The sequence below is a fragment of the Celeribacter litoreus genome, assembly GCF_020165855.1.
GTDB lineage: Bacteria > Pseudomonadota > Alphaproteobacteria > Rhodobacterales > Rhodobacteraceae > Celeribacter > Celeribacter litoreus.
In genome coordinates this window covers 99,803-125,567 of the sequence record NZ_JAIUFY010000005.1, presented here as the reverse complement: position 1 = coordinate 125,567, position 25,765 = coordinate 99,803, and the positions used below count along the sequence as shown (strand labels likewise).

General features: G+C 58.7%; 33 protein-coding genes. 12 read left to right on the top strand and 21 right to left on the bottom strand.

Annotation, left to right across the window (positions count from 1 at the left end; genetic code table 11):
* Nucleotide 1: 1 nt before the first annotated feature.
* The 5 genes from LA304_RS02545 to folK form a co-directional block, all read right to left on the bottom strand.
* Nucleotides 2-751 carry a pyridoxine 5'-phosphate synthase gene (locus LA304_RS02545; RefSeq protein WP_224501559.1) on the bottom strand — a complete coding sequence of 250 codons (750 nt, stop codon included), beginning with the start codon at nt 749-751 and terminating at the stop codon, nt 2-4.
* Between the two features lie 83 nt (nt 752-834).
* Entirely contained in the window at nt 835-1,500 is a 666-nt protein-coding gene (locus LA304_RS02540; RefSeq protein WP_224501558.1) for a DUF2062 domain-containing protein, read from the bottom strand.
* A gap of 18 nt (nt 1,501-1,518) precedes the next feature.
* Nucleotides 1,519-3,636 (bottom strand): RelA/SpoT family protein, encoded by a 2,118-nt coding sequence (locus LA304_RS02535; protein ID WP_224501557.1) that lies wholly within the window; start codon nt 3,634-3,636, stop codon nt 1,519-1,521.
* Nucleotides 3,637-3,690: 54 nt separating this feature from the next.
* Nucleotides 3,691-4,044 (bottom strand): DNA-directed RNA polymerase subunit omega, encoded by a 354-nt coding sequence (rpoZ, locus tag LA304_RS02530; RefSeq protein ID WP_224501556.1) that lies wholly within the window; start codon nt 4,042-4,044, stop codon nt 3,691-3,693.
* Between the two features lie 84 nt (nt 4,045-4,128).
* Nucleotides 4,129-4,737: a 2-amino-4-hydroxy-6-hydroxymethyldihydropteridine diphosphokinase gene (gene folK / locus LA304_RS02525; RefSeq protein WP_224501555.1), complete on the bottom strand. Its 609-nt coding sequence runs from the start codon at nt 4,735-4,737 to the stop codon at nt 4,129-4,131.
* A 127-nt stretch (nt 4,738-4,864) separates the two neighbouring features.
* On the opposite strand from folK, the gene LA304_RS02520 reads away from it, so the two are divergent.
* The 5 genes from LA304_RS02520 to LA304_RS02500 all read left to right on the top strand — a co-directional run bounded on the left by LA304_RS02520 (nt 4,865) and on the right by LA304_RS02500 (nt 8,178).
* Nucleotides 4,865-5,425, top strand: a complete 561-nt coding sequence (locus LA304_RS02520) for a LabA-like NYN domain-containing protein (protein WP_224501554.1) — start codon at nt 4,865-4,867, stop codon at nt 5,423-5,425.
* 119 nt (nt 5,426-5,544) lie between these two features.
* Entirely contained in the window at nt 5,545-6,495 is a 951-nt protein-coding gene (gene ispH / locus LA304_RS02515; RefSeq protein WP_224501553.1) for a 4-hydroxy-3-methylbut-2-enyl diphosphate reductase, read from the top strand.
* A 15-nt stretch (nt 6,496-6,510) separates the two neighbouring features.
* Nucleotides 6,511-7,104: a class I SAM-dependent DNA methyltransferase gene (locus LA304_RS02510; protein WP_224501552.1), complete on the top strand. Its 594-nt coding sequence runs from the start codon at nt 6,511-6,513 to the stop codon at nt 7,102-7,104.
* Entirely contained in the window at nt 7,097-7,558 is a 462-nt protein-coding gene (gene rnhA / locus LA304_RS02505) for a ribonuclease HI (protein WP_224501551.1), read from the top strand. Before LA304_RS02510 ends, rnhA begins: the two co-directional genes overlap by 8 nt.
* Entirely contained in the window at nt 7,555-8,178 is a 624-nt protein-coding gene (locus tag LA304_RS02500; protein WP_224501550.1) for a trimeric intracellular cation channel family protein, read from the top strand. The genes rnhA and LA304_RS02500 overlap by 4 nt, the downstream gene beginning before the upstream one ends.
* Nucleotides 8,179-8,182: 4 nt before the next feature.
* Here the strand turns inward: LA304_RS02500 and LA304_RS17805 are convergent, their stop codons facing one another.
* From LA304_RS17805 to def (LA304_RS02470), 7 genes are read right to left on the bottom strand one after another with little or no spacing between them, the layout of a single operon-like run.
* On the bottom strand, nt 8,183-8,314 hold the full coding sequence (locus LA304_RS17805; RefSeq protein ID WP_263491220.1) for a hypothetical protein: 132 nt from the start codon (nt 8,312-8,314) through the stop codon (nt 8,183-8,185).
* Nucleotides 8,315-8,554 (bottom strand): GlsB/YeaQ/YmgE family stress response membrane protein, encoded by a 240-nt coding sequence (locus LA304_RS02495; protein WP_224501549.1) that lies wholly within the window; start codon nt 8,552-8,554, stop codon nt 8,315-8,317.
* A gap of 9 nt (nt 8,555-8,563) precedes the next feature.
* The gene (locus LA304_RS02490) at nt 8,564-8,803 is read right to left on the bottom strand and encodes a hypothetical protein (protein WP_224501548.1); all 240 of its coding nucleotides are present in this window, start codon (nt 8,801-8,803) and stop codon (nt 8,564-8,566) included.
* Between the two features lie 9 nt (nt 8,804-8,812).
* Nucleotides 8,813-9,718, bottom strand: coding sequence for a methionyl-tRNA formyltransferase (fmt, locus tag LA304_RS02485; protein WP_224501547.1), 906 nt, complete (start codon nt 9,716-9,718; stop codon nt 8,813-8,815).
* The gene (def, locus tag LA304_RS02480) at nt 9,715-10,218 is read right to left on the bottom strand and encodes a peptide deformylase (RefSeq protein ID WP_224501546.1); all 504 of its coding nucleotides are present in this window, start codon (nt 10,216-10,218) and stop codon (nt 9,715-9,717) included. Before def (LA304_RS02480) ends, fmt begins: the two co-directional genes overlap by 4 nt.
* Nucleotides 10,215-10,706 carry a peptide deformylase gene (def, locus tag LA304_RS02475; protein WP_224501545.1) on the bottom strand — a complete coding sequence of 164 codons (492 nt, stop codon included), beginning with the start codon at nt 10,704-10,706 and terminating at the stop codon, nt 10,215-10,217. Before def (LA304_RS02475) ends, def (LA304_RS02480) begins: the two co-directional genes overlap by 4 nt.
* Nucleotides 10,706-11,227, bottom strand: coding sequence for a peptide deformylase (gene def, locus LA304_RS02470; RefSeq protein ID WP_224502466.1), 522 nt, complete (start codon nt 11,225-11,227; stop codon nt 10,706-10,708). Before def (LA304_RS02470) ends, def (LA304_RS02475) begins: the two co-directional genes overlap by 1 nt.
* A 175-nt stretch (nt 11,228-11,402) precedes the next feature.
* Between def (LA304_RS02470) and LA304_RS02465 the strand changes: the two genes are divergently transcribed.
* Nucleotides 11,403-12,581 carry a MalY/PatB family protein gene (locus LA304_RS02465; RefSeq protein ID WP_224501544.1) on the top strand — a complete coding sequence of 393 codons (1,179 nt, stop codon included), beginning with the start codon at nt 11,403-11,405 and terminating at the stop codon, nt 12,579-12,581.
* 2 nt (nt 12,582-12,583) lie between these two features.
* On the opposite strand, the gene LA304_RS02460 is transcribed toward LA304_RS02465, so the two are convergent.
* From LA304_RS02460 to LA304_RS02425, 8 genes are all read right to left on the bottom strand, one after another.
* Nucleotides 12,584-12,931 (bottom strand): hypothetical protein, encoded by a 348-nt coding sequence (locus LA304_RS02460; protein ID WP_224501543.1) that lies wholly within the window; start codon nt 12,929-12,931, stop codon nt 12,584-12,586.
* Nucleotides 12,932-13,027: 96 nt separating this feature from the next.
* Nucleotides 13,028-13,804, bottom strand: coding sequence for a precorrin-4 C(11)-methyltransferase (cobM, locus tag LA304_RS02455; protein ID WP_224501542.1), 777 nt, complete (start codon nt 13,802-13,804; stop codon nt 13,028-13,030).
* Between the two features lie 2 nt (nt 13,805-13,806).
* The gene (cobJ, locus tag LA304_RS02450; RefSeq protein WP_224501541.1) at nt 13,807-15,648 is read right to left on the bottom strand and encodes a precorrin-3B C(17)-methyltransferase; all 1,842 of its coding nucleotides are present in this window, start codon (nt 15,646-15,648) and stop codon (nt 13,807-13,809) included.
* Complete coding sequence (gene cobI / locus LA304_RS02445; RefSeq protein WP_224501540.1) at nt 15,639-16,340, bottom strand: precorrin-2 C(20)-methyltransferase; 702 nt, start codon at nt 16,338-16,340, stop codon at nt 15,639-15,641. Before cobI ends, cobJ begins: the two co-directional genes overlap by 10 nt.
* Nucleotides 16,337-17,530: a precorrin-6y C5,15-methyltransferase (decarboxylating) subunit CbiE gene (cbiE, locus tag LA304_RS02440; RefSeq protein ID WP_224501539.1), complete on the bottom strand. Its 1,194-nt coding sequence runs from the start codon at nt 17,528-17,530 to the stop codon at nt 16,337-16,339. The genes cobI and cbiE overlap by 4 nt, the downstream gene beginning before the upstream one ends.
* Nucleotides 17,527-18,168, bottom strand: a complete 642-nt coding sequence (locus tag LA304_RS02435; RefSeq protein ID WP_224501538.1) for a precorrin-8X methylmutase — start codon at nt 18,166-18,168, stop codon at nt 17,527-17,529. Before LA304_RS02435 ends, cbiE begins: the two co-directional genes overlap by 4 nt.
* A gap of 5 nt (nt 18,169-18,173) precedes the next feature.
* Nucleotides 18,174-19,391, bottom strand: coding sequence for a sirohydrochlorin chelatase (locus tag LA304_RS02430; RefSeq protein ID WP_224501537.1), 1,218 nt, complete (start codon nt 19,389-19,391; stop codon nt 18,174-18,176).
* Nucleotides 19,392-19,395: 4 nt separating this feature from the next.
* Entirely contained in the window at nt 19,396-19,620 is a 225-nt protein-coding gene (locus LA304_RS02425; protein WP_224501536.1) for a DUF6732 family protein, read from the bottom strand.
* A 297-nt stretch (nt 19,621-19,917) separates the two neighbouring features.
* Between LA304_RS02425 and LA304_RS02420 the strand changes: the two genes are divergently transcribed.
* Complete coding sequence (locus LA304_RS02420; RefSeq protein WP_224501535.1) at nt 19,918-20,892, top strand: glutathione S-transferase family protein; 975 nt, start codon at nt 19,918-19,920, stop codon at nt 20,890-20,892.
* Between the two features lie 10 nt (nt 20,893-20,902).
* Here the strand turns inward: LA304_RS02420 and LA304_RS02415 are convergent, their stop codons facing one another.
* Entirely contained in the window at nt 20,903-21,268 is a 366-nt protein-coding gene (locus tag LA304_RS02415) for a response regulator transcription factor (RefSeq protein ID WP_224501534.1), read from the bottom strand.
* A 188-nt stretch (nt 21,269-21,456) separates the two neighbouring features.
* On the opposite strand from LA304_RS02415, the gene LA304_RS02410 reads away from it, so the two are divergent.
* From LA304_RS02410 to LA304_RS02390, 5 genes are all read left to right on the top strand, one after another.
* On the top strand, nt 21,457-21,858 hold the full coding sequence (locus LA304_RS02410) for a DUF1636 family protein (protein WP_224501533.1): 402 nt from the start codon (nt 21,457-21,459) through the stop codon (nt 21,856-21,858).
* Nucleotides 21,855-22,793, top strand: a complete 939-nt coding sequence (locus tag LA304_RS02405) for a threonine-phosphate decarboxylase (RefSeq protein ID WP_224501532.1) — start codon at nt 21,855-21,857, stop codon at nt 22,791-22,793. The genes LA304_RS02410 and LA304_RS02405 overlap by 4 nt, the downstream gene beginning before the upstream one ends.
* Complete coding sequence (gene cbiB / locus LA304_RS02400) at nt 22,787-23,692, top strand: adenosylcobinamide-phosphate synthase CbiB (RefSeq protein ID WP_224501531.1); 906 nt, start codon at nt 22,787-22,789, stop codon at nt 23,690-23,692. The genes LA304_RS02405 and cbiB overlap by 7 nt, the downstream gene beginning before the upstream one ends.
* Nucleotides 23,693-23,744: 52 nt before the next feature.
* The gene (locus LA304_RS02395) at nt 23,745-24,914 is read left to right on the top strand and encodes a lytic murein transglycosylase (protein WP_224501530.1); all 1,170 of its coding nucleotides are present in this window, start codon (nt 23,745-23,747) and stop codon (nt 24,912-24,914) included.
* 104 nt (nt 24,915-25,018) lie between these two features.
* The gene (locus LA304_RS02390) at nt 25,019-25,765 is read left to right on the top strand and encodes a siderophore-interacting protein (RefSeq protein WP_224501529.1); all 747 of its coding nucleotides are present in this window, start codon (nt 25,019-25,021) and stop codon (nt 25,763-25,765) included.

The window sequence follows — 25,765 nt, the reverse complement described above, 5'->3', positions numbered from 1 at the left end:
GTCATCCCTCCGCGCGCGCTTCGTCCATCAGGCGGCGCATTTCATGAATGGCCGGAATGATCCCGCGGAAAATCGCTTCGCCAATGAGAAAATGGCCGATGTTCAATTCGACGATCTGAGGAAGGGCCGCGATCGGTTTGACCGTTTCGTAGGTCAGGCCGTGGCCCGCGTGGACCTCAAGACCCAGACCATGCGCGAATTCGGCCATGTCTGTCAGGCGTTTAAGCTCGTCATCACGCTCCGCGAATTTGCCTTCGGCGTGGAAATCGCAATAGGCGCCTGTGTGCAGTTCGACCACGGCAGCACCGATCCGGTGGGCCGCTTCGATCTGCGGCTGGTCGGCAGCGATGAAGATCGATACACGCGATCCGGCCTCGCGCAGCGGCGCGATGAAGTGGGCGAGGCGGTTTTCCTCGCGCGCGACTTCGAGACCGCCCTCGGTCGTGCGCTCTTCGCGCTTTTCAGGAACGATGCAAACGGCGTGCGGTTTGTGACGCAGGGCAATGGCCTGCATCTCATCTGTCGCAGCCATCTCGAAATTGAGCGGCACAGTCAGGTTAGCGACAAGCGCCTCGATATCGGCGTCGGTGATGTGACGACGGTCTTCGCGCAGGTGCGCGGTGATCCCGTCGGCACCGGCCTCTTCCGCGAGCTTGGCTGCGCGCACCGGATCCGGATAGGCAGAGCCGCGCGCATTTCGCACGGTCGCAACGTGGTCGATATTCATGCCGAGGCGCAGTTCGGTGGTCATGGTCTTCTATTCCTGACGATTAATCTGGTGCGAAAATAGCGTCCGTGACCGGAAAGCAAAGCCACAATCTCTGATCGTGTCGATCAAGGCTTGTGCGTCACCTTATCCAGAGGCGCGTCTTTGATCTTGGCTTTCTGGCGGCGGTCTTCGAGTTTGGCTTTTAATTTACGCCGACGGCGCAACTGATAGGCCGCGATCATGGGCAGGGTCACGTAATAGGCCACAAGCCCCGCGATGAGACCGGGAACGATTCCACCCACCAAATAGGGAAGAAAGACTTCGTGAAAAAACCGGCCCAGCCCGGTCCAATCCGCGTCACGATCGGTGAAGAGCGCGAAGAAGTTGCGTTGCAGATCATCAAGTGCGTCGTAACTCTTGCCCACAAAGCTGCGCTCTTGGTGGTGATCGAACTCCGTGCCTAGGATCAGGTGGCCCATTTTGAGGGAGATCACACCAATAGGCACATAGGTCAGAGGATTGCCGACAAAGGTCGCCAGAAGAGCGGCAACCACGTTGCCACGCATGATCTTCGCGAGAATGAAGGCGAGGACAAAATGCAGGCCGTAGAAGGGCGTAAAGACACAGAACACACCGGCAAAGACGCCACGGGCAATCTTCTCAGGTGTGTCAGGAAGGCGGTGCAAGCGGTGTTTGAGATACTGCGCCGCGCGCGCCCAGCCTTTCTTGGGCCAGAGCAGTTGCCCCAACCACTGGAGTGGTGTCAGCTTGTCCCGGCGTTTGAAAACCACGTTCTACCCTCGACGCGCTCAGGGGCGTCTGCCCAGATCCCGATGTCGCCGCACCCGCGCCACGTCACTTTCGGCCTCAAGGGCCAACATGACGGCGTGCAGATGTTCGATATCTCTCAGTTCTACGTCGACAATGAGGCGATAGAAGTCAGGTTTTCGATCAATAAATTTCAAATCTGAGATATTGGCCTTTTGCTCGCCAATCAAAGAGCAAATACGCCCGAGAACACCGGTGTCGTTCGAGATCGTCAGATCAAGAGAAACGGTATGCTCTGCCGCGTGCGGGCCAGCGTGCCATTGCAAATCCACCCAACGCTCCGGCTCGCTTTCCAGAGCCTCGAGGGTCGGGCAGTCGATCGTGTGAATCACGACGCCCTTGCCCCGATAGGTGATGCCGACAATACGTTCGCCCGGAACCGGCTGACAACATTGGGCCTGATGATAGCTCTGCCCCTCAGAGAGACCGAGGACGGCGCGTTGGCTGTCGATCTCGCCGCTCTCACGCACGAGTTCCGGATAAACCGTGCGGACAACAGACGACGCCGTGAGTTCAGCGGACCCGAGACGCGAGAGAAGTTCCTCGCTGTTTTCAAGCGAGAGTTGCTTTGCAGCGGTTGCGAGCGCCTTTTCCGTTGCCTTGCGACCAACGTGCTCAAACGCCACACGGGCAAGCTCGCGGCCCAGCTTGATAAACCGTTCACGGTCCTCTTCACGCAGACTTTTGCGAATGGCGGCTTTTGCACGTCCCGTCACAACGATATCGAGCCATGTCGCCTGCGGGCGCTGGCCCTCGGCTGTCATGATCTCGACGCTCTGACCATTCTTCAAACGGGTCCAGAGCGGGACGCGAATACCGTCCACCTTTGCGCCGACGCAGCTATCGCCGATGCGCGTGTGGATGGAATAGGCGTAGTCCAGAGGCGTCGCCCCTTTCGGCAAAGCAACCACTTCGCCCTTGGGCGTGAAGGTGAACACCTTGTCGGAATACATTTCCATTTTGACGTGTTCGAGGAATTCGGAGTGGTCCTCCGCGTTCTCGAACCGCTCGGTGAGCGTCGTGAGCCATTTCGTCGGATCAACCGCAAACGGGTTCTGCGCGCGGACACCATCACGGTAGGACCAGTGCGCAGCCACACCGGATTCCGCGACCTCGTGCATCTGACGGGTGCGGATTTGCACCTCGACGCGTTTGCCGTCACGGCCCGATACGGTGGTGTGGATGGAGCGATAGCCGTTCGACTTCGGTTGACTGATGTAGTCCTTGAACCGCGTCGGAATCGCGCGCCAGCGTTGGTGGATCACGCCGAGAACCCGGTAGCAATCGAGGTCCGAACGCGTGATGACGCGGAAGCCATAAATGTCTGACAGACGGGAGAAACTCTGTTGCTTCTCCTCCATCTTGCGCCAGATTGAATACGGTTTTTTCGCGCGCCCAAACACATCCGCCTCAATCCCCTCGCGCTCAAGCTCGGTACGGATATCGTTGGTAATCTTGTGGATCACATCACCGGTTTCGCGCTGAAGCGTGATGAAACGGCGGATGATCGAGTTGCGCGCCTCGGGGTTGATGACGCGGAACGAGAGATCCTCGAGTTCCTCGCGCATCCACTGCATACCCATCCGGCCCGCGAGCGGCGCAAAGATATCCATCGTCTCGCGCGCTTTTTGAAGCTGCTTTTCCGGACGCATGGATTTGATCGTCCGCATGTTGTGCAGACGGTCAGCGAGTTTTACGAGGATCACGCGCAGGTCTTTCGACATCGCCATGAACAGCTTGCGGAAATTTTCCGCCTGCTTGGTCTCGGTCGAGGAAAGCTGAAGGTTCGTGAGTTTGGTCACGCCATCGACAAGCTCGGCGATTTCCTCACCAAAACGGCGGGAGACCTCCTGATAGGAGGCGCGCGTGTCTTCGATCGTGTCGTGAAGAAGGGCCGTGATGATCGTCGCATCATCGAGCGATTGCTCGGTCAGGATGGCGGCAACGGCGACGGGGTGGGTGAAATAGGGTTCACCCGACCGACGGAACTGACCTTCATGCATCTCGAGGCCATAGGCATAGGCCTCTCGGATCAGGTCAGCATTTGTCTTGGGGTTATAATTGCGAACCAGGGCGATCAGGTCTTCGACGTCGATCATTTTGGTTCGCAAACTCCTTTAGCGAAGGCAGGCCTTCGTCGTCTCTCCAATCCCTCAGGATTGGCCTTGTGCTTCCATCAGTGCGCGGAGCAGTTTCTCTTCGGACATGTCGTCGTCTGCCGGTTTGTCCGTTTCCTGACCCATCAGCAGAGCCATTTGATCGTCTTCCGGCTCATCGACCTCGATCTGGGTCTGATGGCTCTCGATCATGCGCTCGCGCAGCGATTCAGCGGATTGGGTTTCTTCTGCAATCTCGCGCAGAGCAACAACGGGGTTCTTGTCGTTGTCACGGTCCACGGTCAGAGAGGAACCAGACGCAATCTCGCGCGCACGGTGTGCAGCAAGCATCACAAGCTCGAAGCGGTTCGGAACCTTATCGACGCAATCTTCAACGGTCACGCGGGCCATGGGAACTCCAATCGTTTGACGGGGGTATCAGTTCAAAGGCTTTATTTAGGCGCTCGCATACTGAATGACAAGCGCCCTTTGGCCTTATTTCAGGGGGATTTCGACGCCGTCGAGCGCTTTCACACCGGTTTTCTCCCCCGCCGGACGGGCATCCAGCATTTCCTGCACGGTTTGCCCCAAAAGCGGATGCTTCCAATCGGGTGCCACATCGGCAAAGGGAATCAGCATGAACGCGCGGTCCTGAATGCGTGGATGTGGCAAGATGAGCGTGTCAGGCGCGCTCTTCATTTGAAGCTCCAGCGGCATGTTGATCCAGCGCTCTACACCTTCTCGGTCCGGGGCGATAAGGTCCTCGACGGCAAGAAGATCGAGATCAAGCGATCGCCCCGCCCAACGGGTTTCGCGCACGCGCCCGAATTGCGCCTCGACCTCGTGAAGAACGCTAAGGATCGTCTCGGCAGGCAAATCGCTCTGCAATTCAAGGGCCGCATTGAGATAGTCAGGACCTGCACCTTCGGGGAAACAGGGGGTTTCAAAGACGCGACTCACCGCGCTGACGTGAAGCCCGAGCGCCTGCAACGCGGCCACAGCGCCACGCAACGTGTCGATCGGTTCACCTGCTGTCGAAGGCAGATTGGCCCCCATCGCTACAAAGATGCGTCGCAGATTTGCCTTTTCTGCACCCTGACCCATTTGACCCCCGAGATATCCCTTTAGACAAGTTCTTTTCGAGCCATAGGTCGAATATGATCGTCTGTGTAAAGCGAATATTGACCAATCGTATTACGGTTGGCCCAAGAACAACAAAAAGGACCATTGAATGTTTTACAAAGATGAACGCCTTGCTCTGTTTATCGATGGTTCGAATCTTTATGCGGCCGCTAAATCGCTCGGGTTCGACATTGATTACAAACTGCTTCGGCAGGAATTTATGCGCCGCGGAAAAATGCTTCGCGCGTTCTACTATACCGCACTGCTCGAAAACGATGACTATTCGCCCATTCGCCCGCTTGTAGACTGGCTGAACTACAATGGCTTCACGATGGTGACGAAACCCGCAAAAGAGTTCACTGACTCGATGGGTCGCCGCAAAATCAAAGGCAACATGGACATCGAACTGGCTGTCGATGCGATGGAATTGGCGCCGCACGTCGATCACATCGTGCTTTTCTCCGGCGACGGTGATTTCCGTCCGCTGCTCGAAAGCCTCCAGCGTCAAGGCGTCCGTGTTTCCGTGGTCTCCACGATCAAAACGCAACCGCCCATGATTGCGGACGAACTGCGCCGTCAGGCTGATAACTTCATCGAACTCAGCGACCTTCGTGATGTCATCGGCCGCCCGCCGCGTGAACCGCGCGAAGAAGGCAACTACGACGACTAAACGCACCGAACACACGCACAAAACTGACTGCAAACCCCCGCTTCACGGCGGGGGTTTTATTTTGTCCCGTTGCCATCGCCGTCCGGAGACAATACCTCATAGGGGAACAGGAGCGCGCTTTGACCATGACACCACTCACTCTCTATCTTGCTGCGCCACGCGGATTCTGCGCGGGTGTTGATCGAGCCATCAAGATCGTCGAAATGGCGATCGAGAAATGGGGACCGCCCGTCTATGTCCGGCATGAGATCGTCCACAACAAATTCGTAGTCGATGGCCTGAAGGAAAAAGGCGCGATATTTGTCGAAGAGTTGGAAGACTGCCCCGACGACCGTCCAGTGATCTTTTCGGCGCATGGCGTCCCGAAGGCAGTGCCCGCCGAAGCCGCGCGGCGCGAGATGGTTTACGTAGATGCCACCTGCCCGCTCGTCTCCAAAGTTCACATCGAGGCAGAGCGCCATCACGCCGACGGGTTGCAGATGATCATGATCGGTCATGCCGGCCACCCTGAGACCATTGGCACAATGGGGCAACTGCCCGATGGCGAGGTTCTGTTGGTCGAAAAGCCTGAAGATGTGGCGGGGCTGACGGTTCGCGATCCGGATCAACTGGCGTTTATCACGCAGACGACGCTTTCTGTGGACGACACGGTGGATGTGATTGCCGCACTCCGCGCCCGCTTCCCGAAAATAGTCGGGCCGCATAAAGAAGATATTTGCTATGCGACCACGAACCGCCAAGCGGCCGTGAAAGCAATTTCCTCAAATATCGACGCTCTTTTGGTGATTGGCGCGCCCAATAGTTCGAATAGCAAACGTCTTGTAGAAGTTGGAAAAGCGAACGGCTGCGACTATTCGCAGCTAGTGCAACGTGCCGATGACATCGACTGGCGCGCTCTTGGCGACATTAAATCCGTTGGCATCACCGCTGGGGCGTCGGCACCAGAAGTGCTCGTCAACGAAGTGATCGACGCGTTCAAAGCGCGGTTCGACGTGACCGTCGAGCTTGTGGAAACCGCGCAGGAGAACGTCGAATTCAAAGTGCCGCGCGTTCTGCGTGAAACCGCGTAAAGCGGCATGCCGCCCATGAGCACCGACGAGCCAACCATCGCCGTCTACGACGCACAGGCCGACGCCTATGCGAAACGGAATGAGACGCTCTATGAGGTGCGCGAGGCAAAAGCCCTGATTGAGGGACTTCCCGACGGCGCGAAGGTTTTGGATCTCGGATGCGGCCCTGGCCAATATGCTGCGTGGTTCGCAGACCACGGTTGCGACGTCGACGCATGGGATGCGTCAGCAGAGATGGTAGCGCGGGCATCTAAGCACCCGAAGGTCAACGCGCGGCAAGCGCAATTTGTCGAGTTGGACGCCGAGCACACCTACGACGCGATTTGGGCGAATTTCAGTTTGTTGCACGCCAGACGAACCGAACTCCCCGATTTACTCGCACGAGTTCATCGCGCGCTCAAACAGGCGGGAAAATTCCACGTCGCGATGAAGCTCGGCGCGGGTGAAGGTCCGGACAAAATCGGACGGTTTTACACTTATTACAGCGAGGAAGAATTAGAGGCCCATCTAACCGAAGCAGGCTTTTCAATCCTCGCACGGCGCATCTCGCAGGGCGAAGGGCTTGACGGGAGCACAGGGCGCTTTATCACCCTTCTCTGTCATGGCTGAATTTTACGCATATACCGACGGAGCATGCTCCGGAAATCCTGGCCCGGGTGGCTGGGGCGCTTTGCTTCAGGCGAAGGAAGGTGAAACCGTTATCAAAGAGCGGACGCTCAATGGCGGTGAGCCGGAAACCACCAACAATCGGATGGAGTTGCTAGCGGCGATCTCCGCGCTTGAGACGCTCGGACGCCCGACAAAGATCACCATCGTGACCGACAGTGCCTACGTGAAGAACGGGGTAACAGGTTGGATTTTCGGCTGGAAGCGGAACGGTTGGAAGACCTCAAACAAGAAACCGGTTAAGAACGTCGACCTTTGGCAACGCCTTGATGCGGCTCAGCAAAACCACGATGTAACGTGGGAATGGGTCAAGGGGCACGCGGGGCATCCGGAGAACGAACGCGCCGATGAGTTGGCGCGCGAGGGCATGGCCCCGTTCAAGAAGGTCGCCTCATGACGCCCCTCGCCGCTCTCGATTATGCCTCGGTTATCGTGTTCGCAATTTCGGGAGCTTTGGCGGCGTCACGCGCACAGCTTGATATCGTTGGCTTCGCGTTCATCGCCTGTCTGACGGCGGTGGGAGGGGGCACGTTGCGCGACGTGCTTCTGAACCGCGACTCCGTGTTCTGGATCGCCAATCCGACCTATATCGTCATCGCCTGCGTCGTGGCGACGGTCGTGTTTTTCACCGCGCACCTTTTTGAGAGCCGTTTAAAAGCCCTGATGTGGGCCGATGCCATCGCTCTGCCGGTCGCAGTGGTCGCGGGTGCAGGCGTCGCGATGACACTCGGCCAACCGCCTGTGATTGTGGCCCTCATGGGGGTGACGACGGGCTGTTTTGGCGGCCTGATGCGCGACGTGGTGTGCAACGAAGTGCCGCTCATTCTCAAGCAAGGCGAGATCTATGCCTCCGCCGCACTCGCTGGCGCAATCACAATGCTATTAGCGTCTTATTTTGAATTTCCGAGGACAGTGTATTTCACGGCGGGTGCGTTTATGACCTTTGCACTTCGTTCCGGCAGCCTCATCTGGGGCTGGTCTCTTCCGGTTTACAAGAGCCGTCCTCCGCGATCCTGACTGGTCAGAAATACCATGTTGCGGCGATAGCGAGACAGCACGCAACGAACCATCCACCCGGACGGAACATGAGCCAAAGCCCAAGCGCAAAAACAAGCCGCACGGCCATTCCCGGAATGCTCAGGAACCAAAGCACTTAGCGGCGCCCCCGAAGCGTCTTCCATACCCAAATCAGCAACATCGCCCCGAGCAAGGCACCAACAAACCCTGCAGCCATGCCGGTGAGCAACAGGACGCCGCGGAGCACTAGCCCGCCGATCAGAGCGCCTGCCATGCCGATCAGGATTGTTGTGAATATATCCGTTTTGACGTCCATCACACGGGTGGCAATAAACCCTGCTGCAGCCCCCACGATGATCAAGAACAGAACGGGCATATCCCTCTCCTACCGATTTCGCCAATGGGTCGGCACGATAATCAAAGATCCGAGCGAGGCGACAATCGCATTGATGCCCGGGGTTCGAAAACCAAAGCCGAACATGATCTTCACAAAGTATGCCAGAAAGGCGCCGCCCACGCAGATAATAATGGACTGCAGAATGCCATTGCGGGTGAAGCCTGTCTTTTCAGAAACATAGCCAACGATTCCGGCAATGATAACAGTTCCCATCAGAACCATGAACATGGAAACTCCTCACTCAAAACGACTGCCGATCGGGAGCTCGAGACCTTTCAGGATTTCCGAGACCGGCATCGCGCGTTTACCTTCGCGCTGTGCCGTCAAAATTTCAACCGCGCCGTCACCGCAGGCGATGGTGAAATCTCCGATCACGTCTCCCGGTTGGCCGCTGCCCAAAACCGCGCGCGACATGTGGAACTTGATCCGCTCGTCGTTCAGCATGGCCCATGCGCCCGGGAATGGCGATAGTCCACGGATTTGGCGGTCAATTACGGTCGCCGGGCGGGTCCAGTCGATTTTGGCCTCGGCCTTATCGATTTTGGCCGCGTAGGTGACGCCGGCCTCTGGCTGAGGTTCAGGCACAAGTTGCGACAAGGCATCAAGCGCGACGACAATCGCATCAGACCCCATCTCCGAAAGGCGATCATGAAGGATGGCGGTGGTGTCTTCTGCCGTAATTTGCGTTTCTTGACAGAGCAAAACAGGCCCAGTGTCCAGACCTGCTTCCATCTGCATGATGCAGACACCCGTTTTCTCATCGCCTTCGAGGATCGCGCGATGGATCGGGGCAGCGCCACGCCAACGCGGCAGGAGCGATGCGTGGATATTCAGGCACCCGTGTTTCGGCGCGTCGAGCAGCGCTTGCGGCAGGATCAGGCCGTAGGCCACGACGACAGCAACATCTGCGTCGAGCGCGGCGAACTCCTCCACATCAGAGGGATCTTTGAAGTTGATCGGGTGACGGACAAGAAGATCAAGTTCCTCGGCACGCGCCTGAACTGGCGTCGGGCGGTCTTTCTTGCCACGACCCGCCGGACGCGGCGGCTGGCAGTAAACGCAGGCGATCTCATGCCCCGCCTCGACAAGCGCGTCGAGCACGGGAACGGAGAACTCCGGGCTGCCCATGAACACAACTCTCATTTGATGGCTCCCGTTTTCTTCGCCTTCTTCAGGAACATCTGACGTTTCACGGGTTTCAGATTGTCGAAATACATCCGGCCGTTGAGATGGTCGATCTGATGCTGCACGGACGTCGCCCAGAGGTTCACAAAGTCGCGCTCTTCTATTTCGCCGCTCTCATTGAGAAAGCGGACAGTCACAGCACGAGGGCGGGAAATCACGGCGGACATTCCCGGCAGGTTTGGGGAGGCCTCCTCGTGTTCCCTTGGTTGAGCGGACGCATGGAGAATCTCTGGGTTCGCCAGCTTGATCGCCTTCCCGCGCTCTTCCGAGCAATCCACGACGGCGAGCTGCTGCATCACTCCGATCTGCGGACCAGCGAGGCCATAGCCCGGCATCGCATCCATCGTTTCGACCATATCGTTCCAGATCGCGCGGATTTCATCGGTGATTTCCGTGACAGGCGGAACAGCCGTCCGCAAGCGCTTGTCCGGATAGGGCAAAAACGGGCGCTGGGTCATAGGTAAGCCTCCTCGAGGAGAGAACGGGATTTGGGATCAAGACGGTCGAAATGCACGAGACCTTCGAGATGGTCGAACTCGTGCTGGATGATGCGGGCGTCTACGCCCTCGAACGCGCGGGTTTGGATCTCTCCATCGAGATCCTTCCACCGCATTTCAATGCGCGTCGGACGGGTCACATGCGCGGACACACCGGGAATGGAAAGGCACGCCTCCTCGATCTCGCAAACTTCCTCCGAAACACTCACGACTTCCGGATTGATCATTGCGAGCGGCGATTTCTCACCTTCTTTCCACGTTGCATCCATAACGAATAGACGGATCAATTCTCCGACCTGAGGCGCCGCGAGGCCACGGCCCGGTGCGTCATACATTGTCTCGAACATGTCCACGACAAGGTGACGAATGTCGTCGGTGATCTCGGAAACGGGCGCGCAAACTGTGCTCAGACGCGCATCGGGCCAAAGCACGATTTCGCGCAGCGCCATCAGGAACGGGCCTTTTCGCGTTTCAGCTTTTGCATCTTCTTGGTGATCATCTGGCGCTTGAGCGGCTTGAGATAATCAATGAAGAGCACGCCGTTCAGGTGGTCGATCTCGTGCTGGACACAGGTCGCCCAGAGCTCGTCGAACTCTTCTTCGTGGCTCTTGCCTTCAACATCAAGCCAACTGACGCGCACCATCTTCGGGCGTTCCACCTCGGCATACTGGCCGGGGATGGAGAGACAGCCCTCTTCGTAGACGTTCTTGTCTTCGCTCTCCCACGTCACCGCAGGGTTCACGAGCACCATCGGCTCCGGCGTGCCATCCGCCTCTTTGGCGCAGTCCATCACCAGCAACCGCTTCGTAAGGCCAATCTGCGGGGCCGCAAGACCGATCCCCGGCGCATCATACATGGTTTCAAGCATGTCATCAGCGAGCCGCGCCAAATCCGAGTCGAATTCGGTCACAGGGTCGCACACCTTTTTAAGGCGCGGGTCGGGGTGGATGAGGATCGGTTTCAAGGTCATGCCTTGCATTTAGGCGATGGCGGGTCACGACGCAATGGGGCGCAAGGGGCGGAATGGAGCGCAAAAGGGCGTTCTCTAGCCGCTGAGACGAGATGCAAGCCCCGCTGCGCGGGAATCGCCCTTTAACTTGTGGCTTTTGAACGGTTAACTGCGGGCAAGTATGAAAGGATGTCATATGAGCAATTCCCTGTTTGACGAGGTGATCCCCCGCTTCGGCACCCGCTGTGCCAAATGGGACAAGATGGAAGCGCTGTACAACGTGCCCGCAGATGACGGCATCGCGATGTGGGTCGCGGATATGGATTTCCGCCCGCCCGCCACGGTGCAAGCTGCGCTGGAAAAGATGACCGCCCACGGAATCTACGGCTACCACGGGGATGACAGTGCCTATCTGGCGGCGATCCAATGGTGGATGAGCACGCGTCACGGATGGAATGTTGAGCCGGAGTGGATCTTCACAACACATGGCCTCGTCAACGGCACCGGACTTTGCGTCGATGCCCTCACCAAGCCGGGTGATGCCGTAGTTCTGATGACGCCAGTCTATCACGCGTTTCACCGTGTGATCAAAGCCGCCGGACGGGACATCACATCATGTGAACTCGCGCTCGAAGACGGGCGATACGTCATGGATTTCGAAGCGTGGGACGCGCAGATGACCGGTAAGGAGACAATGCTGGTGTTCTGTTCTCCGCACAATCCAGGGGGACGTGTCTGGACCCGTGACGAACTGGAAGGCGTCGCAGCCTTCTGCAAACGCCACGACCTCATTCTCGTGTCTGACGAAATTCACCACGATCTCGTGATGCCGGGCTATACACATACACCAATGGCACTCATCGAGGGGATCGAAGATCGGCTCGTGATGATGACCGCGACGACAAAGACGTTCAATATTGCTGGCACACACTCTGGCAACGTCATCATCCCAAATGAAAAATTGCGCAACGTTTTCGCCGCTCGCATGGCGGGTCTGGGAATTTCGCCAAACTCGTTCGGGCTCGAGATGGCAACCGCTGCCTACACGCCAGAAGGGGCCGCATGGGTGGACGAACTCGTTGCTTATCTCGATGGCAACCGCAAGATTTTCGATGAGACAATCGCAAGCATTCCGGGCCTGACCTCCATGCCGCTGGAGGCCACCTATCTCGCTTGGGTAGATTTTTCCGGCACCGGCATGACGGCAGAGGAATACACCTCGCGGGTCCAAGACACTGCGCATATCGCGCCAAACCATGGGCCGAGTTTCGGCAAAGGGGGTGAACCCTTCTTGCGTTTCAATCTCGCGACGCCGCGCAGTCTCGTCGAGACCGCCTGCGCGCGTCTCAAAGAGGCCTTCGCGGATCTGCAGTAAGATTATCGCGGCAAGAGAGCGATCGGCGCGTCATCGGGCCGATCATAATCCAATGGCGGCTTGTCCATCGCTTTCGTTGCGCGCTTGAATTCAAACGCCATCTCGTCGTCCTCATAGCGGGACGCAACGATCAGCGCCTGATATAGATGGCGTGTGCCGTCATAGACATCAACCAATCCGCGCAAATGATCCGCGTCTCCGCGATCAAGCGCGAAACCGCTATCCCAAGACCGCAAAATCGGATAGGTCTGATCCTCGACACGCACTCGCAAACGCGAGCGCTTTTTCTCCGCGCGTTTGCGCGCCAGTTCGAGACCTTCGCGGACTTCTTTCGGCAAATAACCTGTCATATTTTGATACTCCGCGCACTTTATCCTAAGGATAGAGTTGTGCGTAGAAACCTAAAGGTCAAGCTAACCAAAAGTATAAAGTGCACAAAATCGAGATCACTCGCCTGCGTTTTTCACCTTTGGCCGTAGCACGTGCGGCATCTGCGGATCGTAGAGAGCGGAGTCTTTAAAGTCCGGAATCTGCCCAAGCGCTGGCCCGACAAGTATCAGAGCCGTGCGAGTGATTTTCTCGTCGCGCACCTTTTCTCGGATGTCAGATAGCGTGCCGCGGATCAACATCTGATCCGGCCAGCCAACGCGATACGCCACAGCGACGGGACAATCCGCCCCATAGTAGGGCGCGAGTTGACGTTCGATTTCTCGCAGGTTCCGAATGCCGAGATGTATCGCCAAAGTCGCGCCCGTTCTCGCAAAATTCTCGAGCGTTTCTCCCTCCGGCATGGACGTCGATTTCATCGACACGCGGGTCAGAACGATAGACTGAGCGATCTCGGGAATCGTGAGTTCCTGTCCGAGAGCGGCAGCCGCAGCCGCATAGGCGGGTACACCCGGGATAATCTCATAATCGATGCCATCGGCTCGCAAACGGCGAATTTGCTCCGCAATCGCTCCATACAGAGAAGGGTCCCCACTGTGCACACGCGCAACATTTTGGCCTTTTTCATGTGCCATTTTGATTTCCGCATGTGTGTCGTCTAGCGTCATTGGTGCTGTATCCAGCACGCGCGCGCCCTCAGGGGCACAGGCGACGACTTCTTCCGGCACCAGTGAACCCGCATACAGACACACCGGACATTCCCCGATAATCCGTTCTGCTTTTTTGGTGAGAAGTTCCGGATCGCCCGGCCCTGCGCCGATGAAATAGACAGTCATACTCAGTCCTCCAGATGGCGGTTGCCAACGTCCTTAAGATCGCCGTCAATCCGGCGCGAATAGCCGCGCGGCGTAAACATGCGCGGCCCCTCCCCGAGTTGCGCCAACCGCGAATTCGACGACCCGATGAGGACAACCGTCAACATGTCGACCTCATCCACTTCCAGCTCATCGAGCCTCCGGTAGCGCACGTGCTCCGTCGGGCGTCCGAGATTGGACGCCAGCATGACAGGCGTGTCTGCGGGGCGGTGTTCGAGCAAAATGTCCCGCGCCTCGGCCAAGAGCGTCCGACGCTTTTTCGAGACCGGATTATAGAAGGCGATGACAAAATCACCCTCTGCAGCGGCCTTGAGACGGCGGACGATATCGTCGCGCGTTGTCAGAAGATCGGAGAGCGAAATTGCACAGAAATCGTGACCGAGCGGCGCACCTGCACGTGCTGCGGCACCTTGGAGCGCAGATACACCGGGCGAGCAAATGACCTCAACGCGACGGGCGGCATCGGAAACGCCATGTTCCTCTGGCGTGCGGTCCAAGAGTTCAAACACGAGCGCACCCATGGCATAGATGCCCGCGTCGCCGGAGCAAACCAGAGCCACGTTCTTGCCCTTCGCAGCCTGCTCCAAGGCGTAACGACAGCGGTCTTCCTCGCCGCCGAGCGGAAAATCTCTCCGCGTTTTTCCTGCAGCCAGCGGACCAAGAAGATCAATATAGAGGCTGTAACCCACCAGTTCTTCCGCCTCTGAGACAAATTTCGATACTTCTGGCGTCCGCCAGCTTGCCTGCCCCGGCCCGATCCCGACGACCGAAACGCGTCCGCGTTTGAGACCGGCAGGCTCGGTGATCACGTCCTCACACACAGCCAATGCTGCGGTCGCCATCGCGGTTTTGACCTTCTTAGCGGCGAGCTCTGAGTCTTCACCAGCACAGGCTAGCGCAGCATTCTCTGCGACGCCGTGGGTGCCGATTTCAGCAAACACGACATCGGAAGACGTCGCGCAACGCGGGGTTTGCGCGTCTAATTCGTCCGCCGTGAAGAGACGCAACGGGACATCGAATGTTTTCGCCAATTGGAGAATGGCGGGTTCATCCGCCTTCAAATCAACGGTTGCAATCGCGGCGAGAGACTTCGGCGATAGATCCGCCTTCGCGAGCACCTCTCGTACGAGAGCTTCCAACTCTTCAGGCGGGCAATTGCGCGAACACCCGACGCCAAGGACATAACGCTGCGGATGATAGACCAATGTTGTCTCCGCCTCGGGCGTCACATCTTTGGTCGTGCAGATGATTTCTACACCTTCGGCAGTTGGAACTTCGGCGAGCCACGTCGCGCGTCCTGCCTCCTCGCCGGAAACGGTCGCACCACCATTGGCCAAAATCGCGGCCATCGCCGCTTTTGCATTATCCGGCGTGCCCAGAGCCCAACCGACCGGCGGCTCATCAAGAGCCACGCCCATCGACACATCCCCCGCCGTCGTGATCGCCGCCTTCGCGTCAAGGAGGTCCGCAATTTGCGCGGAGAGCTTGTTCGCGCCGCGATGACCGCCGAGCAGAGGCACGACCACCGACCCGTCGTCAGAGACGGAAATCACCGGCGGTTCGGCCTTCTTGTCATTCAGGAGCGGCGCGACTGCACGGATCAGGATACCCGATGCGCAGACGCCGATTACCGGCACACCCGCCGCGAACAGCGTTCTGGTATGGTCCAATGCGTTCGCAAAGGTAATCTCCGCGGAGGTGCGGCCTTCGCGGCCATGCAGTTGCGCACCAAGTCCTGCGGCAATCTTAGCAGCAGTTTTTTCGCCAGACGCATTAAGTGCGATGACGACAGGGGTCAAAGCCATGGATCGGCCCCTTTCACGATGAGGATCATGGAAAAATAGGGCGCCTTTTCGGGCGCCTCCGAGAGGGAACACACGACCTCCTCCCCGGTCGTGGCTCTCTCGATGTAGTAAGCTTTGTCTGTCAGCCCCGCCGCCTCAATCGCCGCGCGAATGCGCGGGAGATGGCGTCCGAGTTTCATCAGGACGAGGGTTTCCGCACCGGACAGCGCCGCGTTGAGCGCAGCATCGTCGTTCGGAGCGGGCAAGACTGTCAGGCGTTCGTTGCGTGCCACCAGCGGCAGTTTCGCAGCGGCGGCGCAGGCGTTCACGGACGAAACACCGGGCACAATCTCAATATCGTAGTCGTCTTTGAGACGCGCGAAGAGATACATGAACGAGCCGTAGAAGAACGGATCGCCCTCGCAGAGCACCACAACATCGTCGCCCGCATCAAGCGCGGCGCGAATTTCCACCGCACCGGCGTCATAGGCATCCTGCGCCGGAGCGCGTGCGACGGTCATGGGCACGTCCATGACGAGTTCTCGGGCCGTCTCGGAGATAAAGTCTGCGGCAATCGCGCGAGCGAAGGAGCTGCCACCGGCCAAAGTCGGATAGGCGACGACGCGCGCCGAACGGATCAGACGCGCGGCTTTGAGCGTCATCAATTCGGGGTCTCCTGGCCCCAATCCGATCCCGTAGAGTTTGCCGGTCATTTTGTCAGGCTCCATTGGGTCACGGGCATGGAAGGCTTCCACCCTGTCAGGCGACCGACTGGTTTCGCACGCGACACGGAGATGCGGGTCAGGTCGCCGCCCATTTCCGAGTGCAGCGCGAGCAAGAGTGCTTCGCCTTCTAGCGTCACGGCATTCGCGACGAGACGGCCATGCGGTTTCAATGCAGTCCAAGCCGCCGCAACGGTTTCAGGGCTCAATCCGCCGCCGATGAAAACAGCGTCCGGCGCAGGTAGGTCCGCAAGACCGTCAGGCGCCTCGGCGTCCATCAGCTTTAACGCGGGCGCACCGAGGGCGATTGCGTTCTCAGCCGCCATCGCGCGACGATCGGCGCGACGTTCAAGGCCGATAGCGCGGGCATCACGTGCTGCACGCATCCATTCGATTGCCACAGACCCAGAACCGCATCCGACATCCCAGAGAAGGCCGCCACGCACAGGGCCCAATTTAGCGAGGGTAATGGCGCGGATGTCTTGTTTGGTCATGGTGCCGTCCGTGGCGAAGGCGTCATCGGGCAGGCCTGTCCTAGGAAGGATCGCCGCACCCTCCTCCGCAATGCATTCGACCGCAAGGGTATGGAACGCGGGCACGTCTGCGGACCAATCGAACGCAAAGCCGTCAAACCGCGCCTCATCCGCTCCGCCCATGTGGGCCAGCACAGTCATACGAGACGGGCCGAAACCGCGCTTTGTCAGGATGTCTGCGACCTGAGCGGGCGTCTCCGCGCCTTGGGTCAGGAGCAAGAGTTTCTGATCCGGCGCGAGGAACGGGATCATTTGCTCGACGGGACGTCCATGGACCGTGAGTGTTTCGCAATCCGCGAGCGACCATCCCATGCGGCAGGCCGCGAGTTGGAAGGCGGAGAGTTGCGGGTGGAAGAGGACTTCGTCCGCGCCAATCTCACGCCCGATGCGCGCGCCGACGGAATACCAGAGCGGATCGCCGGTCGCGAGCACGGCAACGCGACGACCACGCAGGGCTTTGAGATCATCAATCATGGCGTTGAATGGAGAGGGCCATGCACGTCGCTCTGCCGTAAGGGCCTCGGTCAGACCGTGATGACGGTCCGCGCCAAACACGACTTCTACGTCATTGAGCACGGCACGCGTCGCCTCCGAGAGGCTATCGAGGCCATCATCCCCGATACCGATGACGTGCAGCCATTTGCTCATGTCTCGCCGATCTCCGGCAGGCCGACCGCGAGCGCATTGACAGCGGCAGACGCAATCGCAGACCCGCCGCGACGACCACGGAGAGCCACAAAATCACAGCCGCGCGGGTTGGCGGCGAGTTCGGCCTTGGACTCGGCGGCTCCGACAAATCCGACGGGGAAACCGAGGATGACAGCAGGTTTCGGGAAGCCTTGGTCAATCAACTCAAGCAGATGAAAAAGTGCCGTTGGCGCATTCCCAACTGCAACAACTGCGCCCTCGACATACGGCTCCCAAAGCTCCACAGCCGCGGCAGACCGCGTATTGCCAATGTCTTTGGCGCGATCAGGGGTCGTGGCGTCGTTGAGGGTGACAATCACCTGATTATCTGCGGGCAGATAGCGGCGGATAATGCCGGCCCCGACCATCTCGCAATCACACAGAATTGGCGCACCGGATTTCAGAGCCGCATGTCCGGCGGTGTAGGCATCAGGCGAAAACGCGAGACGGTCTGCGACCTCAACCATACCGCAGGCATGGATCAGACGGATCGCGAGACGCTCCATCCCTGCATCGAAACGGTCGAGGCGGGCCTCACGGCGCACGGTCGCAAAGCTCTCGGCGTAAATCGCCTGCGGGTCTTTCTCATACGGGCGCAAAGGGATCAGGCCTTCGTCTTGCGTGCAGACTCGGGGCCATGCGGGTGCTGCGCGTGCGGATAGACCGGATGATGGTGGTCATGCCCGTGGTGATGACCGTGGTCATGATCGTGATGATGATCATGCGAATGGTCGTGATGGTGATGATGTCCGGCTTTCTCCAGACGGCAGAGACCCGTGCAGAACGTATCGCAGAGCGTGCAATCCGCCACGTTCGACCCCGGCGCAGAGGCGCCTTGCCCCTCAACGTGATGGTGGTGGCTTTCCTGAACCGCACCAACCTCTGCCTCGAAACCGATCACTTCCGTGCGGTATTTGCAGAGCACACAGGTCGGCGGCGGGATATCGGCGAAGGCCGGATGCTGGCGCTCTTCCGGTGTGATGTGATGGTGGTGGCCGTGTTCGAGCGCAAGCACCTGTTCGCGATAGGCGCAGATGCCGCAGTTCGGGATTTCAACGTCCCCCGCCTGCTCTGTCACACGCTCCGCAAAGGTTTCGAGCACCTTCGGGTGGTCATTCAGATAGCCCGCTTTAACGAACTCAATGTTCGGATGCTCTGCCGCAACCTGATCTGTGAAACCGTAGATGCGGTCGATCAGGATGCCGGTGAACAGGAAATACGGGAACACGATGACGCGTTTGTAGCCGAGTTTGGAAACATGCTGAAGGCACGGTTCCACGAGCGGGAAGGTCACGCCGGAATAGCCGACTTCGCACCAACCAAAGCCCATGCCCTCCCAAAGGAGGCGGGCGATCTTGGAAACGTTTGCGTTGGCATCCGGATCAGACGCGCCACGGCCAATCACAACGAGCGCGGTCTCGTGCAAAGGCAGCTCGCCCAATTCGGCGTTCGCCTTCTCGACAGCTTCGCGCACGCGGGACGCCGCAGCGGAGACCATCTTCGGATCGACGCCAAGCTCGCGCCCGTATTTCACCTCAATCCCGTGCTTTTGAGCGTAGGTGTTCAGAACCGTCGGGATATCGTTTTTCGAGTGCATCGCGGCAAAGAGCATGCCGGGCACCGCCAGAATGCGATCACAGCCAGCTTCACGCAAACGGTCCAAACCGTCGCGGATCACAGGGTTCGCAAATTCGAGATAGCCATAGTCCACCATCCAGTCGGACGGGAGCAAAGCAGGAAGTTTCTCAGCCAGAACGGCAAACTCATCCACAGCAGCCTGGCTCCGCGAGCCATGGCCGCAAATCATTACACCGGTTTTCATGTATTCAAGCCCCTTGCGGCTCAGCTTCGACTTCAGCTTCGGCCTCTTCCGCCTCAGCCTCGTCTTCCGGCTTGCCTTTCACTTTGCCCCAGATGGCAATGCCGATTGCGATGCCGATGGCAGCGCCCGCAAGCCAGTGGTCGTGACCCGCGAGCTCTCCGACGTGGCCGATGTGGGCCAACGCGGGCGTCGCGGAAACGGAGATCAAAAGCGCTAAGATCCGGGTCATGGCTGTTCCTTGTCTTTTGCCCCCAAGAGAGCAGTGGATTTTCAAGGAGGCTGGGTAGTCTGACGATGCTGCGCGCAATCCCCGGTTTGGGTCGATCCGCCACTGCCAACCTCTCAGGCCCCAGATGGGGCGTCGTCATGGCTCTTCTATAGGCCTCGCACACGCCCCACGCAAATGCTTTCCGACCCTTGAAACTGAGACAAATGTGCACATTCGCACCCAATCTGCGCCCTCATACCTGTTTCATGCGTGAGAAAGAGACTCTACCTCCTATTCAACGACACAAGGAGTGAGTTGATGGGATTCTTGAGAGAAGGCGAATGGGTCGACCAGTGGTACGACACCAAGACATCAGGCGGCCGCTTTGAGCGGACCACCGCAGGATTCCGTAACTGGATCACAGCTGACGGGTCCGCAGGACCGTCGGGCACAGGCGGGTTCAAGGCCGAGAGTGGCCGTTACCACCTGTACGTCTCCTACGCATGTCCTTGGGCACACCGGACACTCATCTTCCGAGCACTGAAAGGCTTGGAAGATCATATCTCTGTTTCGGTGGTGCATCCGGAGATGCTCGCAGAAGGCTGGACCTTCGAAACCGACTTCCCTGGCGCGACCGGCGACACACTCCTCGGCAAGTCGTTCCTCCGCGAAGTCTACACCGAAGCCGATCCGTCGATCTCAGGCCGCGTCACTGTTCCGATCCTTTGGGACAAGGCGCAAAACACCATCGTCTCCAATGAATCGTCCGAAATCATCCGGATGCTGAACTCTGCATTCGATGGTTTGACGGGAAATACGCTCGACTTCTGGCCTGAAGAGGCGCGCGAGGAAATCGAGACCCTGAACGCCCGCATCTACGACACCATTAACAACGGCGTCTACAAATCCGGCTTTGCGACGTCTCAGTCGGCATATGAGGAAGCAGTCGACCCGCTATTCGACTCGTTGGATTGGCTCGAAGACCTGCTGTCGCGGAACCGCTATCTGATCGGCGACACCGTGACCGAGGCTGACTGGCGCCTCTTCACGACGCTCGTGCGCTTTGACAAGGTCTATCACACGCACTTCAAGTGCAACAAACGGATGCTCAAAGACTACCCGAACCTCTGGGCCTACACGCGTGAGCTCTATCAGTGGACGGGCGTGAAAGAGACCGTCGATTTTGGGCACATCACGCAGCACTATTTCTACAGCCACGACATGATCAACCCGACGCGTATCGTGCCGGTGTCTCCAGCGCTGGATTTCGAAGAACCGCACGGGCGCGGATAACCCGCCGCGCCTATCGCGACGTCTGCCCGAAATGCTCAACCATAGCCGTCAAGTCATCTGGTTCGACCTCATTCGGGAGAAACGCGCAGGCATTCGCCGCGTGTTGAAAGATGGACCCGTCCGAGAAAAATCGCGAGTTGGAGGTGATGATCACCTTCGTCTCCGGATGCCGATATTGCGCGTAATCGGAGACCGCGAGCGCCGATCCTTCGTCGAGGAGCAGGCCCAAGACAATGAGATTGGGTTCCGCGCGCTGAAGGCTCTCAATGGCATCGCTCTGACCGGACGCGATCTCGACCTGCACCCCCTGCCGTTCGAGATGACGCGCCCAAATCCGGGCCAAATCCGCGTTGCTTTCGACGATTAGAACATTCATGGCACATCTTGCAGGTCACATTGCGGCGGAGGCCCGCCGGATAATGAAGTCTGTGGGCATACACGAACGCACACAGGCTCATTAATCACGATTTCATGTCGAGGGGTCAATCTGACCTGGCTCCTCGGGTGCTCGAAAAACTTAAGATTTTAACTTGCCTTCCCGCTGGACCGCGGCAAAACAGGGGCATGACACAGAGCACACACCCCACTTGGATCACTATCTGCGAAGGCTGCAAACGTCCGGATTGGGCGGAACGCGCTGAAACAGAGACCGACGGCGCCCGCCTTGCCACCCGCATTGAAGCCACCGCGCAAGAGGCGGGGATCAAAACCCGTCGCGTGAGTTGCACCATGGGATGTGAGCGCGCCTGCAATGTGATCGTGCAGGCCACGGGCAAAATCGGCTATTCCCTAGGCACCTTTCACGGAACGCAGGAGGACGCAGAGGCTATTGTCGCCTACGCCCAGATGCATGCCGAGTCCGGCACCGGACAGGTTCCGTTCCGTCAGTGGCCGCAAGGCGTCAAAGGTCACTTTGTGTCCCGCCACTTGCCTGTGCCCGCCTCTGAGGAGCCAGAGACAGCATGAGCAAACATCGCGATCATGGAGGTGGCCTAGATGCAGCCGTGGCGCGGTACGGCGGGGAAAAGTCCGACTGGATCGACCTCTCCACCGGCATTAACCCCGTCCCCTACCCGATCCGCGACATCTCACCAGAGGCATGGCAGGCACTTCCCGACGCGGCGGCGCAGGACGCTCTGATTCAGGCCGCCCGTGCCTTCTGGGACGTGCCGCATGACGCCGCCATTCTCGCCGCGCCGGGTGCGTCGAGCCTGATTGCCCGCATTCCCGCGCTTTGGCCCAAGGGTCACGTCGACATCCAGACCCCGACCTACAATGAACATGCCGCCGCGTTCGAGGCGCATGGCTGGACCATCTCGCCGGACAAAGCATCCGTCCAAGTTGCCGTTCACCCGAACAATCCGGACGGACGTCTTTGGGATGCTCAGGAATTCACCGCCCCACATGTCGTGATCGACGAGAGCTTCTGTGATGTGTGCCCCGAAGAGAGCCATATCGCCCGCGCGTCGGATGGTGAGACAATAATCCTGAAAAGCTTTGGCAAATTCTGGGGCCTCGCCGGTTTGCGTCTAGGGTTCGCGATTGGCGCGCCGGAGTTGATCGACCGCCTCAACAGCTTGATCGGACCGTGGGCGGTCTCGGGACCGGCGCTGACCATTGGAGCTGCCGCACTTAGCGATCTCGACTGGGCAGATCAAACACGCAGCCGTCTATCCGAAGATGCGAACCGCATGGACGCACTCCTGAGTTCTAAAGGAGCGAAAATCCTAGGTGGGACTACACTTTTCCGTCTCTACGAAGTCGATGATGCCCGCGCATGGCAGCAGCGCCTCGCGCAGGGTCAAGTTTGGTCGCGTATTTTTCCGTATTCGGACAAGTGGCTCCGTCTCGGCCTTCCGGCCCCTGACGCGTGGGATCAATTGGAGGCCGCTCTGTGCTGACGGCTTTCGCGCTCGCCCTCGCGATGATCATCGACGCGCTGTTTGGCGAGCCGAACTGGCTCTGGTCCCGCGTTCCACACCCTGCTGTCCTCATGGGACGGCTGATCGGCTGGGCCGACAAACGGTTCAATCGCGGTGCGTCCCGCAAAGCGAAAGGGATCATGCTCGTCTCCGCGCTGGTGGTCGGCACAGGTTGCTTGGGGCTTGTCCTACGGCAAATTCCTCTCTTGGAGGTTTTCCTCGGAGCAATCCTTCTAGCCCAGAAATCCCTGATCGAACATGTCCGCGCGGTTGCCCGTGCACTGGAAACATCGGTTAAGGACGGGCGTAAAGCTGTGTCCATGATCGTCGGGCGCGACACCGCAGAACTCGATGCGCATGCGGTCGGGCGTGGAGCCATCGAGTCCGCGGCAGAGAATTTCTCGGACGGGGTGATCGCGCCTGCTTTCTGGTTCCTTATCCTCGGTTTACCCGGCATCCTCATCTACAAAATCGTCAACACCGCTGACAGCATGATTGGCTACCGCACGGAACGTCACGAGGACTTCGGCTGGGCCGCTGCACGGTTTGACGATCTTCTGAACCTGATCCCTGCGCGCCTCACTGCCGTCCTCCTCTTTCCGTGGGGCAAACCGCCGTCGCTCTGGAAAGACATCTATCGCGAGGCAAAGCGCCATCGCTCCCCCAACGCAGGCTGGCCCGAGGCGTCCCTCTCGCGGAGTTTGGGCGTCGCTCTCTCTGGCCCACGGGCCTACCACGGCGAGATGCAGCCATATCCATGGGTGAATCCTGACGGGCGTCCAGACGTCACACCGCGCGATATAGACGCCGCCTGCGCGCGTCTCTGGGCAGCTTGGGCCTTTGTCCTCGTCTGTGTGACCATTCTGTCATTTGCCTGAAACGGGTCTCACGGCTATCTTGGCCCGGTAGTCAGACTTTAAAGGTATTCAAATGCGGTCTTTAGGATTTCTCCTTGCTCTCTCCTGCGCAACTCCGGCGCTCGCCGATGTGTCTTGCGGTGGTAGCTTCTCCAGCTTCAAAAATGCGATGAAGGCCGAGGCCCTTGCGCAGGGCCATGACCGCGCCGCAGCCGACCGCTTTTTCAACGCCGCGCAGCAGAGCGCATCGGTCATCAAAGCGGACCGCGCACAAGGTTTCTTCCAGAAAGATTTCATCGAATTTTCCCGTGCCGTGATCAGCCAGAACCGGATCGACAACGGGCGCCGCAACTCCGCAAATTACGATGCCGTGTTCAACAAGATCGAGCGCGATTACGGCGTTTCACGTGGTGTCCTCTTGGCGTTTTGGGCGCTTGAGACCGATTACGGGCAGGTGCAGGGCAACTTCAACACGCTGAGCGCCCTTATGACGCTGAGCCATGACTGCCGCCGTCCGGAACTGTTCCAGCCTCAGGTATTCTCGGCCCTCACGCTCTACGAAAACGGCGATTTCGATTTGAACACGACCGGCGCATGGGCCGGTGAGATCGGCATGGTTCAGATGCTTCCGAAAGATATCCTCGAGAACGGGGTCGATGGCGACGGCGACGGACATGTCCGCCTGAAAACCTCTCCGCCCGATGCGCTCATGTCAGGGGCGAAAATGCTTCGTCATCTCGGCTGGCGCGCGAATGAGCCGTGGCTTCAGGAAATCACGGTGCCGGCTGATCTCGATTGGTCGAAAACCGGCCTGAATCACAAGATGACTGTGAGCCAATGGGCGAAACTCGGTGTTCAGCCGCGTTCGGGCAAGCTCGGGCCGTCGAATTTGCAGGCCTCGGTTTTGCTCCCTATGGGGCGCAACGGTCCCGCGTTCCTCGCCTATCCGAATTTCGAGGTCTATTTCGAGTGGAACAAGAGTTTCGTCTACGTCACGACCGCCGCCTATTTCGCGACGCGTCTCGAAGGCGCACCGGTCTACAACGCGGGCAATCCGGAGCCCGGCCTCTCCGGTGCTCAGATGAATCAACTCCAGAGCAAACTCGTCGCGCGCGGTTATGATGTCGGTGGTGTCGACGGCATTCTAGGCGAGAAGACGCGCGAAGCCGTGCAGGACGTGCAGATGAAACTCGGCCTCCCTGCGGATGCGTGGCCAACTCCGTCGCTTCTGTCGCGCCTGTGAGTGCACATCACCTGTGCTCGACCGAGGGATTGCTTTTTCCTGAGTAAAATACTTTGTTTTCGGGAAATCGGCCCAACGCGACCTTCTGAAAGAAAGATTTGCTTATGACTGCTCCTGTTATCCGCCGCGTCCGGCACGAATTGAAACGACGCGATCTCACTGTGCGCCAGACGGAACGTCTGACACCGAACATGTTGCGCATCACCCTCGAAGGGCCAGAGTTGGCAGATTTCGCCAGCGGGTCCTTCGATGACCACCTGAAAGTTTTCATCCCCCAGAAAGAAGGTGATCCGCAGATGCGGGACTACACCCCGCGCCGGTTTGATAACGACGCACAACAATTGGTCATCGACTTCGCCGACCACGGTGAAGGCCCCGCCGCAAGCTGGGCGCGCAATGCGAAAGAAGGCGACGCGCTGAAGATCGGTGGCCCACGCGGGTCGCGGATCATCGAAGGCGACATCGCGCATTGGGTGTTGATCGGTGATGAATCCGCTCTGCCGGCTATCGGCCGCAAAGTCGAAGAACTACCCGCCGGAGTGACAGCGACCGTTATCGCGGCTGTTCCGTCCGCAGACGACATTCAGACCTTTGACACCTCAGCAGATGTGTCCGTCACATGGGTCTATCGCCCGTTCGATCAGGCGACGGATGCTGCTCCATTCGTTGATGCAATTGAGACTCTCGACCTGCCGGAGAACACGTTCGTCTGGATCGCGACGGAGGCCGGTGTCGCCAAGACCCTCAGAGAAAAAATGCTGGAACGCGGTCATCCACTGACGTGGCTCAAAGCAGCAGGGTATTGGGTGTCCGGTCAGGCAGAAAGCTCGATCAAGGACCTCGACGCCTAA

Excerpts from the sequence above, each read along its gene's own strand:
- LA304_RS02545 (WP_224501559.1), bottom strand. The coding sequence starts at position 751 with ATGACCACCGAACTGCGCCTCGGCATGAATATCGACCACGTTGCGACC.
- LA304_RS02535 (WP_224501557.1), bottom strand. The coding sequence starts at position 3,636 with ATGATCGACGTCGAAGACCTGATCGCCCTGGTTCGCAATTATAACCCC.
- rpoZ (WP_224501556.1), bottom strand. The coding sequence starts at position 4,044 with ATGGCCCGCGTGACCGTTGAAGATTGCGTCGATAAGGTTCCGAACCGC.
- folK (WP_224501555.1), bottom strand. The coding sequence starts at position 4,737 with ATGGGTCAGGGTGCAGAAAAGGCAAATCTGCGACGCATCTTTGTAGCG.
- LA304_RS02520 (WP_224501554.1), top strand. The coding sequence starts at position 4,865 with ATGTTTTACAAAGATGAACGCCTTGCTCTGTTTATCGATGGTTCGAAT.
- LA304_RS02510 (WP_224501552.1), top strand. The coding sequence starts at position 6,511 with ATGAGCACCGACGAGCCAACCATCGCCGTCTACGACGCACAGGCCGAC.
- rnhA (WP_224501551.1), top strand. The coding sequence starts at position 7,097 with ATGGCTGAATTTTACGCATATACCGACGGAGCATGCTCCGGAAATCCT.
- LA304_RS02500 (WP_224501550.1), top strand. The coding sequence starts at position 7,555 with ATGACGCCCCTCGCCGCTCTCGATTATGCCTCGGTTATCGTGTTCGCA.
- LA304_RS02495 (WP_224501549.1), bottom strand. The coding sequence starts at position 8,554 with ATGCCCGTTCTGTTCTTGATCATCGTGGGGGCTGCAGCAGGGTTTATT.
- LA304_RS02490 (WP_224501548.1), bottom strand. The coding sequence starts at position 8,803 with ATGTTCATGGTTCTGATGGGAACTGTTATCATTGCCGGAATCGTTGGC.
- fmt (WP_224501547.1), bottom strand. The coding sequence starts at position 9,718 with ATGAGAGTTGTGTTCATGGGCAGCCCGGAGTTCTCCGTTCCCGTGCTC.
- def (WP_224501546.1), bottom strand. The coding sequence starts at position 10,218 with ATGACCCAGCGCCCGTTTTTGCCCTATCCGGACAAGCGCTTGCGGACG.
- def (WP_224501545.1), bottom strand. The coding sequence starts at position 10,706 with ATGGCGCTGCGCGAAATCGTGCTTTGGCCCGATGCGCGTCTGAGCACA.
- def (WP_224502466.1), bottom strand. The coding sequence starts at position 11,227 with ATGACCTTGAAACCGATCCTCATCCACCCCGACCCGCGCCTTAAAAAG.
- LA304_RS02465 (WP_224501544.1), top strand. The coding sequence starts at position 11,403 with ATGAGCAATTCCCTGTTTGACGAGGTGATCCCCCGCTTCGGCACCCGC.
- LA304_RS02460 (WP_224501543.1), bottom strand. The coding sequence starts at position 12,931 with ATGACAGGTTATTTGCCGAAAGAAGTCCGCGAAGGTCTCGAACTGGCG.
- cobM (WP_224501542.1), bottom strand. The coding sequence starts at position 13,804 with ATGACTGTCTATTTCATCGGCGCAGGGCCGGGCGATCCGGAACTTCTC.
- cobJ (WP_224501541.1), bottom strand. The coding sequence starts at position 15,648 with ATGGCTTTGACCCCTGTCGTCATCGCACTTAATGCGTCTGGCGAAAAA.
- cobI (WP_224501540.1), bottom strand. The coding sequence starts at position 16,340 with ATGACCGGCAAACTCTACGGGATCGGATTGGGGCCAGGAGACCCCGAA.
- cbiE (WP_224501539.1), bottom strand. The coding sequence starts at position 17,530 with ATGAGCAAATGGCTGCACGTCATCGGTATCGGGGATGATGGCCTCGAT.
- LA304_RS02430 (WP_224501537.1), bottom strand. The coding sequence starts at position 19,391 with ATGAAAACCGGTGTAATGATTTGCGGCCATGGCTCGCGGAGCCAGGCT.
- LA304_RS02425 (WP_224501536.1), bottom strand. The coding sequence starts at position 19,620 with ATGACCCGGATCTTAGCGCTTTTGATCTCCGTTTCCGCGACGCCCGCG.
- LA304_RS02420 (WP_224501535.1), top strand. The coding sequence starts at position 19,918 with ATGGGATTCTTGAGAGAAGGCGAATGGGTCGACCAGTGGTACGACACC.
- LA304_RS02415 (WP_224501534.1), bottom strand. The coding sequence starts at position 21,268 with ATGAATGTTCTAATCGTCGAAAGCAACGCGGATTTGGCCCGGATTTGG.
- LA304_RS02410 (WP_224501533.1), top strand. The coding sequence starts at position 21,457 with ATGACACAGAGCACACACCCCACTTGGATCACTATCTGCGAAGGCTGC.
- LA304_RS02405 (WP_224501532.1), top strand. The coding sequence starts at position 21,855 with ATGAGCAAACATCGCGATCATGGAGGTGGCCTAGATGCAGCCGTGGCG.
- LA304_RS02395 (WP_224501530.1), top strand. The coding sequence starts at position 23,745 with ATGCGGTCTTTAGGATTTCTCCTTGCTCTCTCCTGCGCAACTCCGGCG.
- LA304_RS02390 (WP_224501529.1), top strand. The coding sequence starts at position 25,019 with ATGACTGCTCCTGTTATCCGCCGCGTCCGGCACGAATTGAAACGACGC.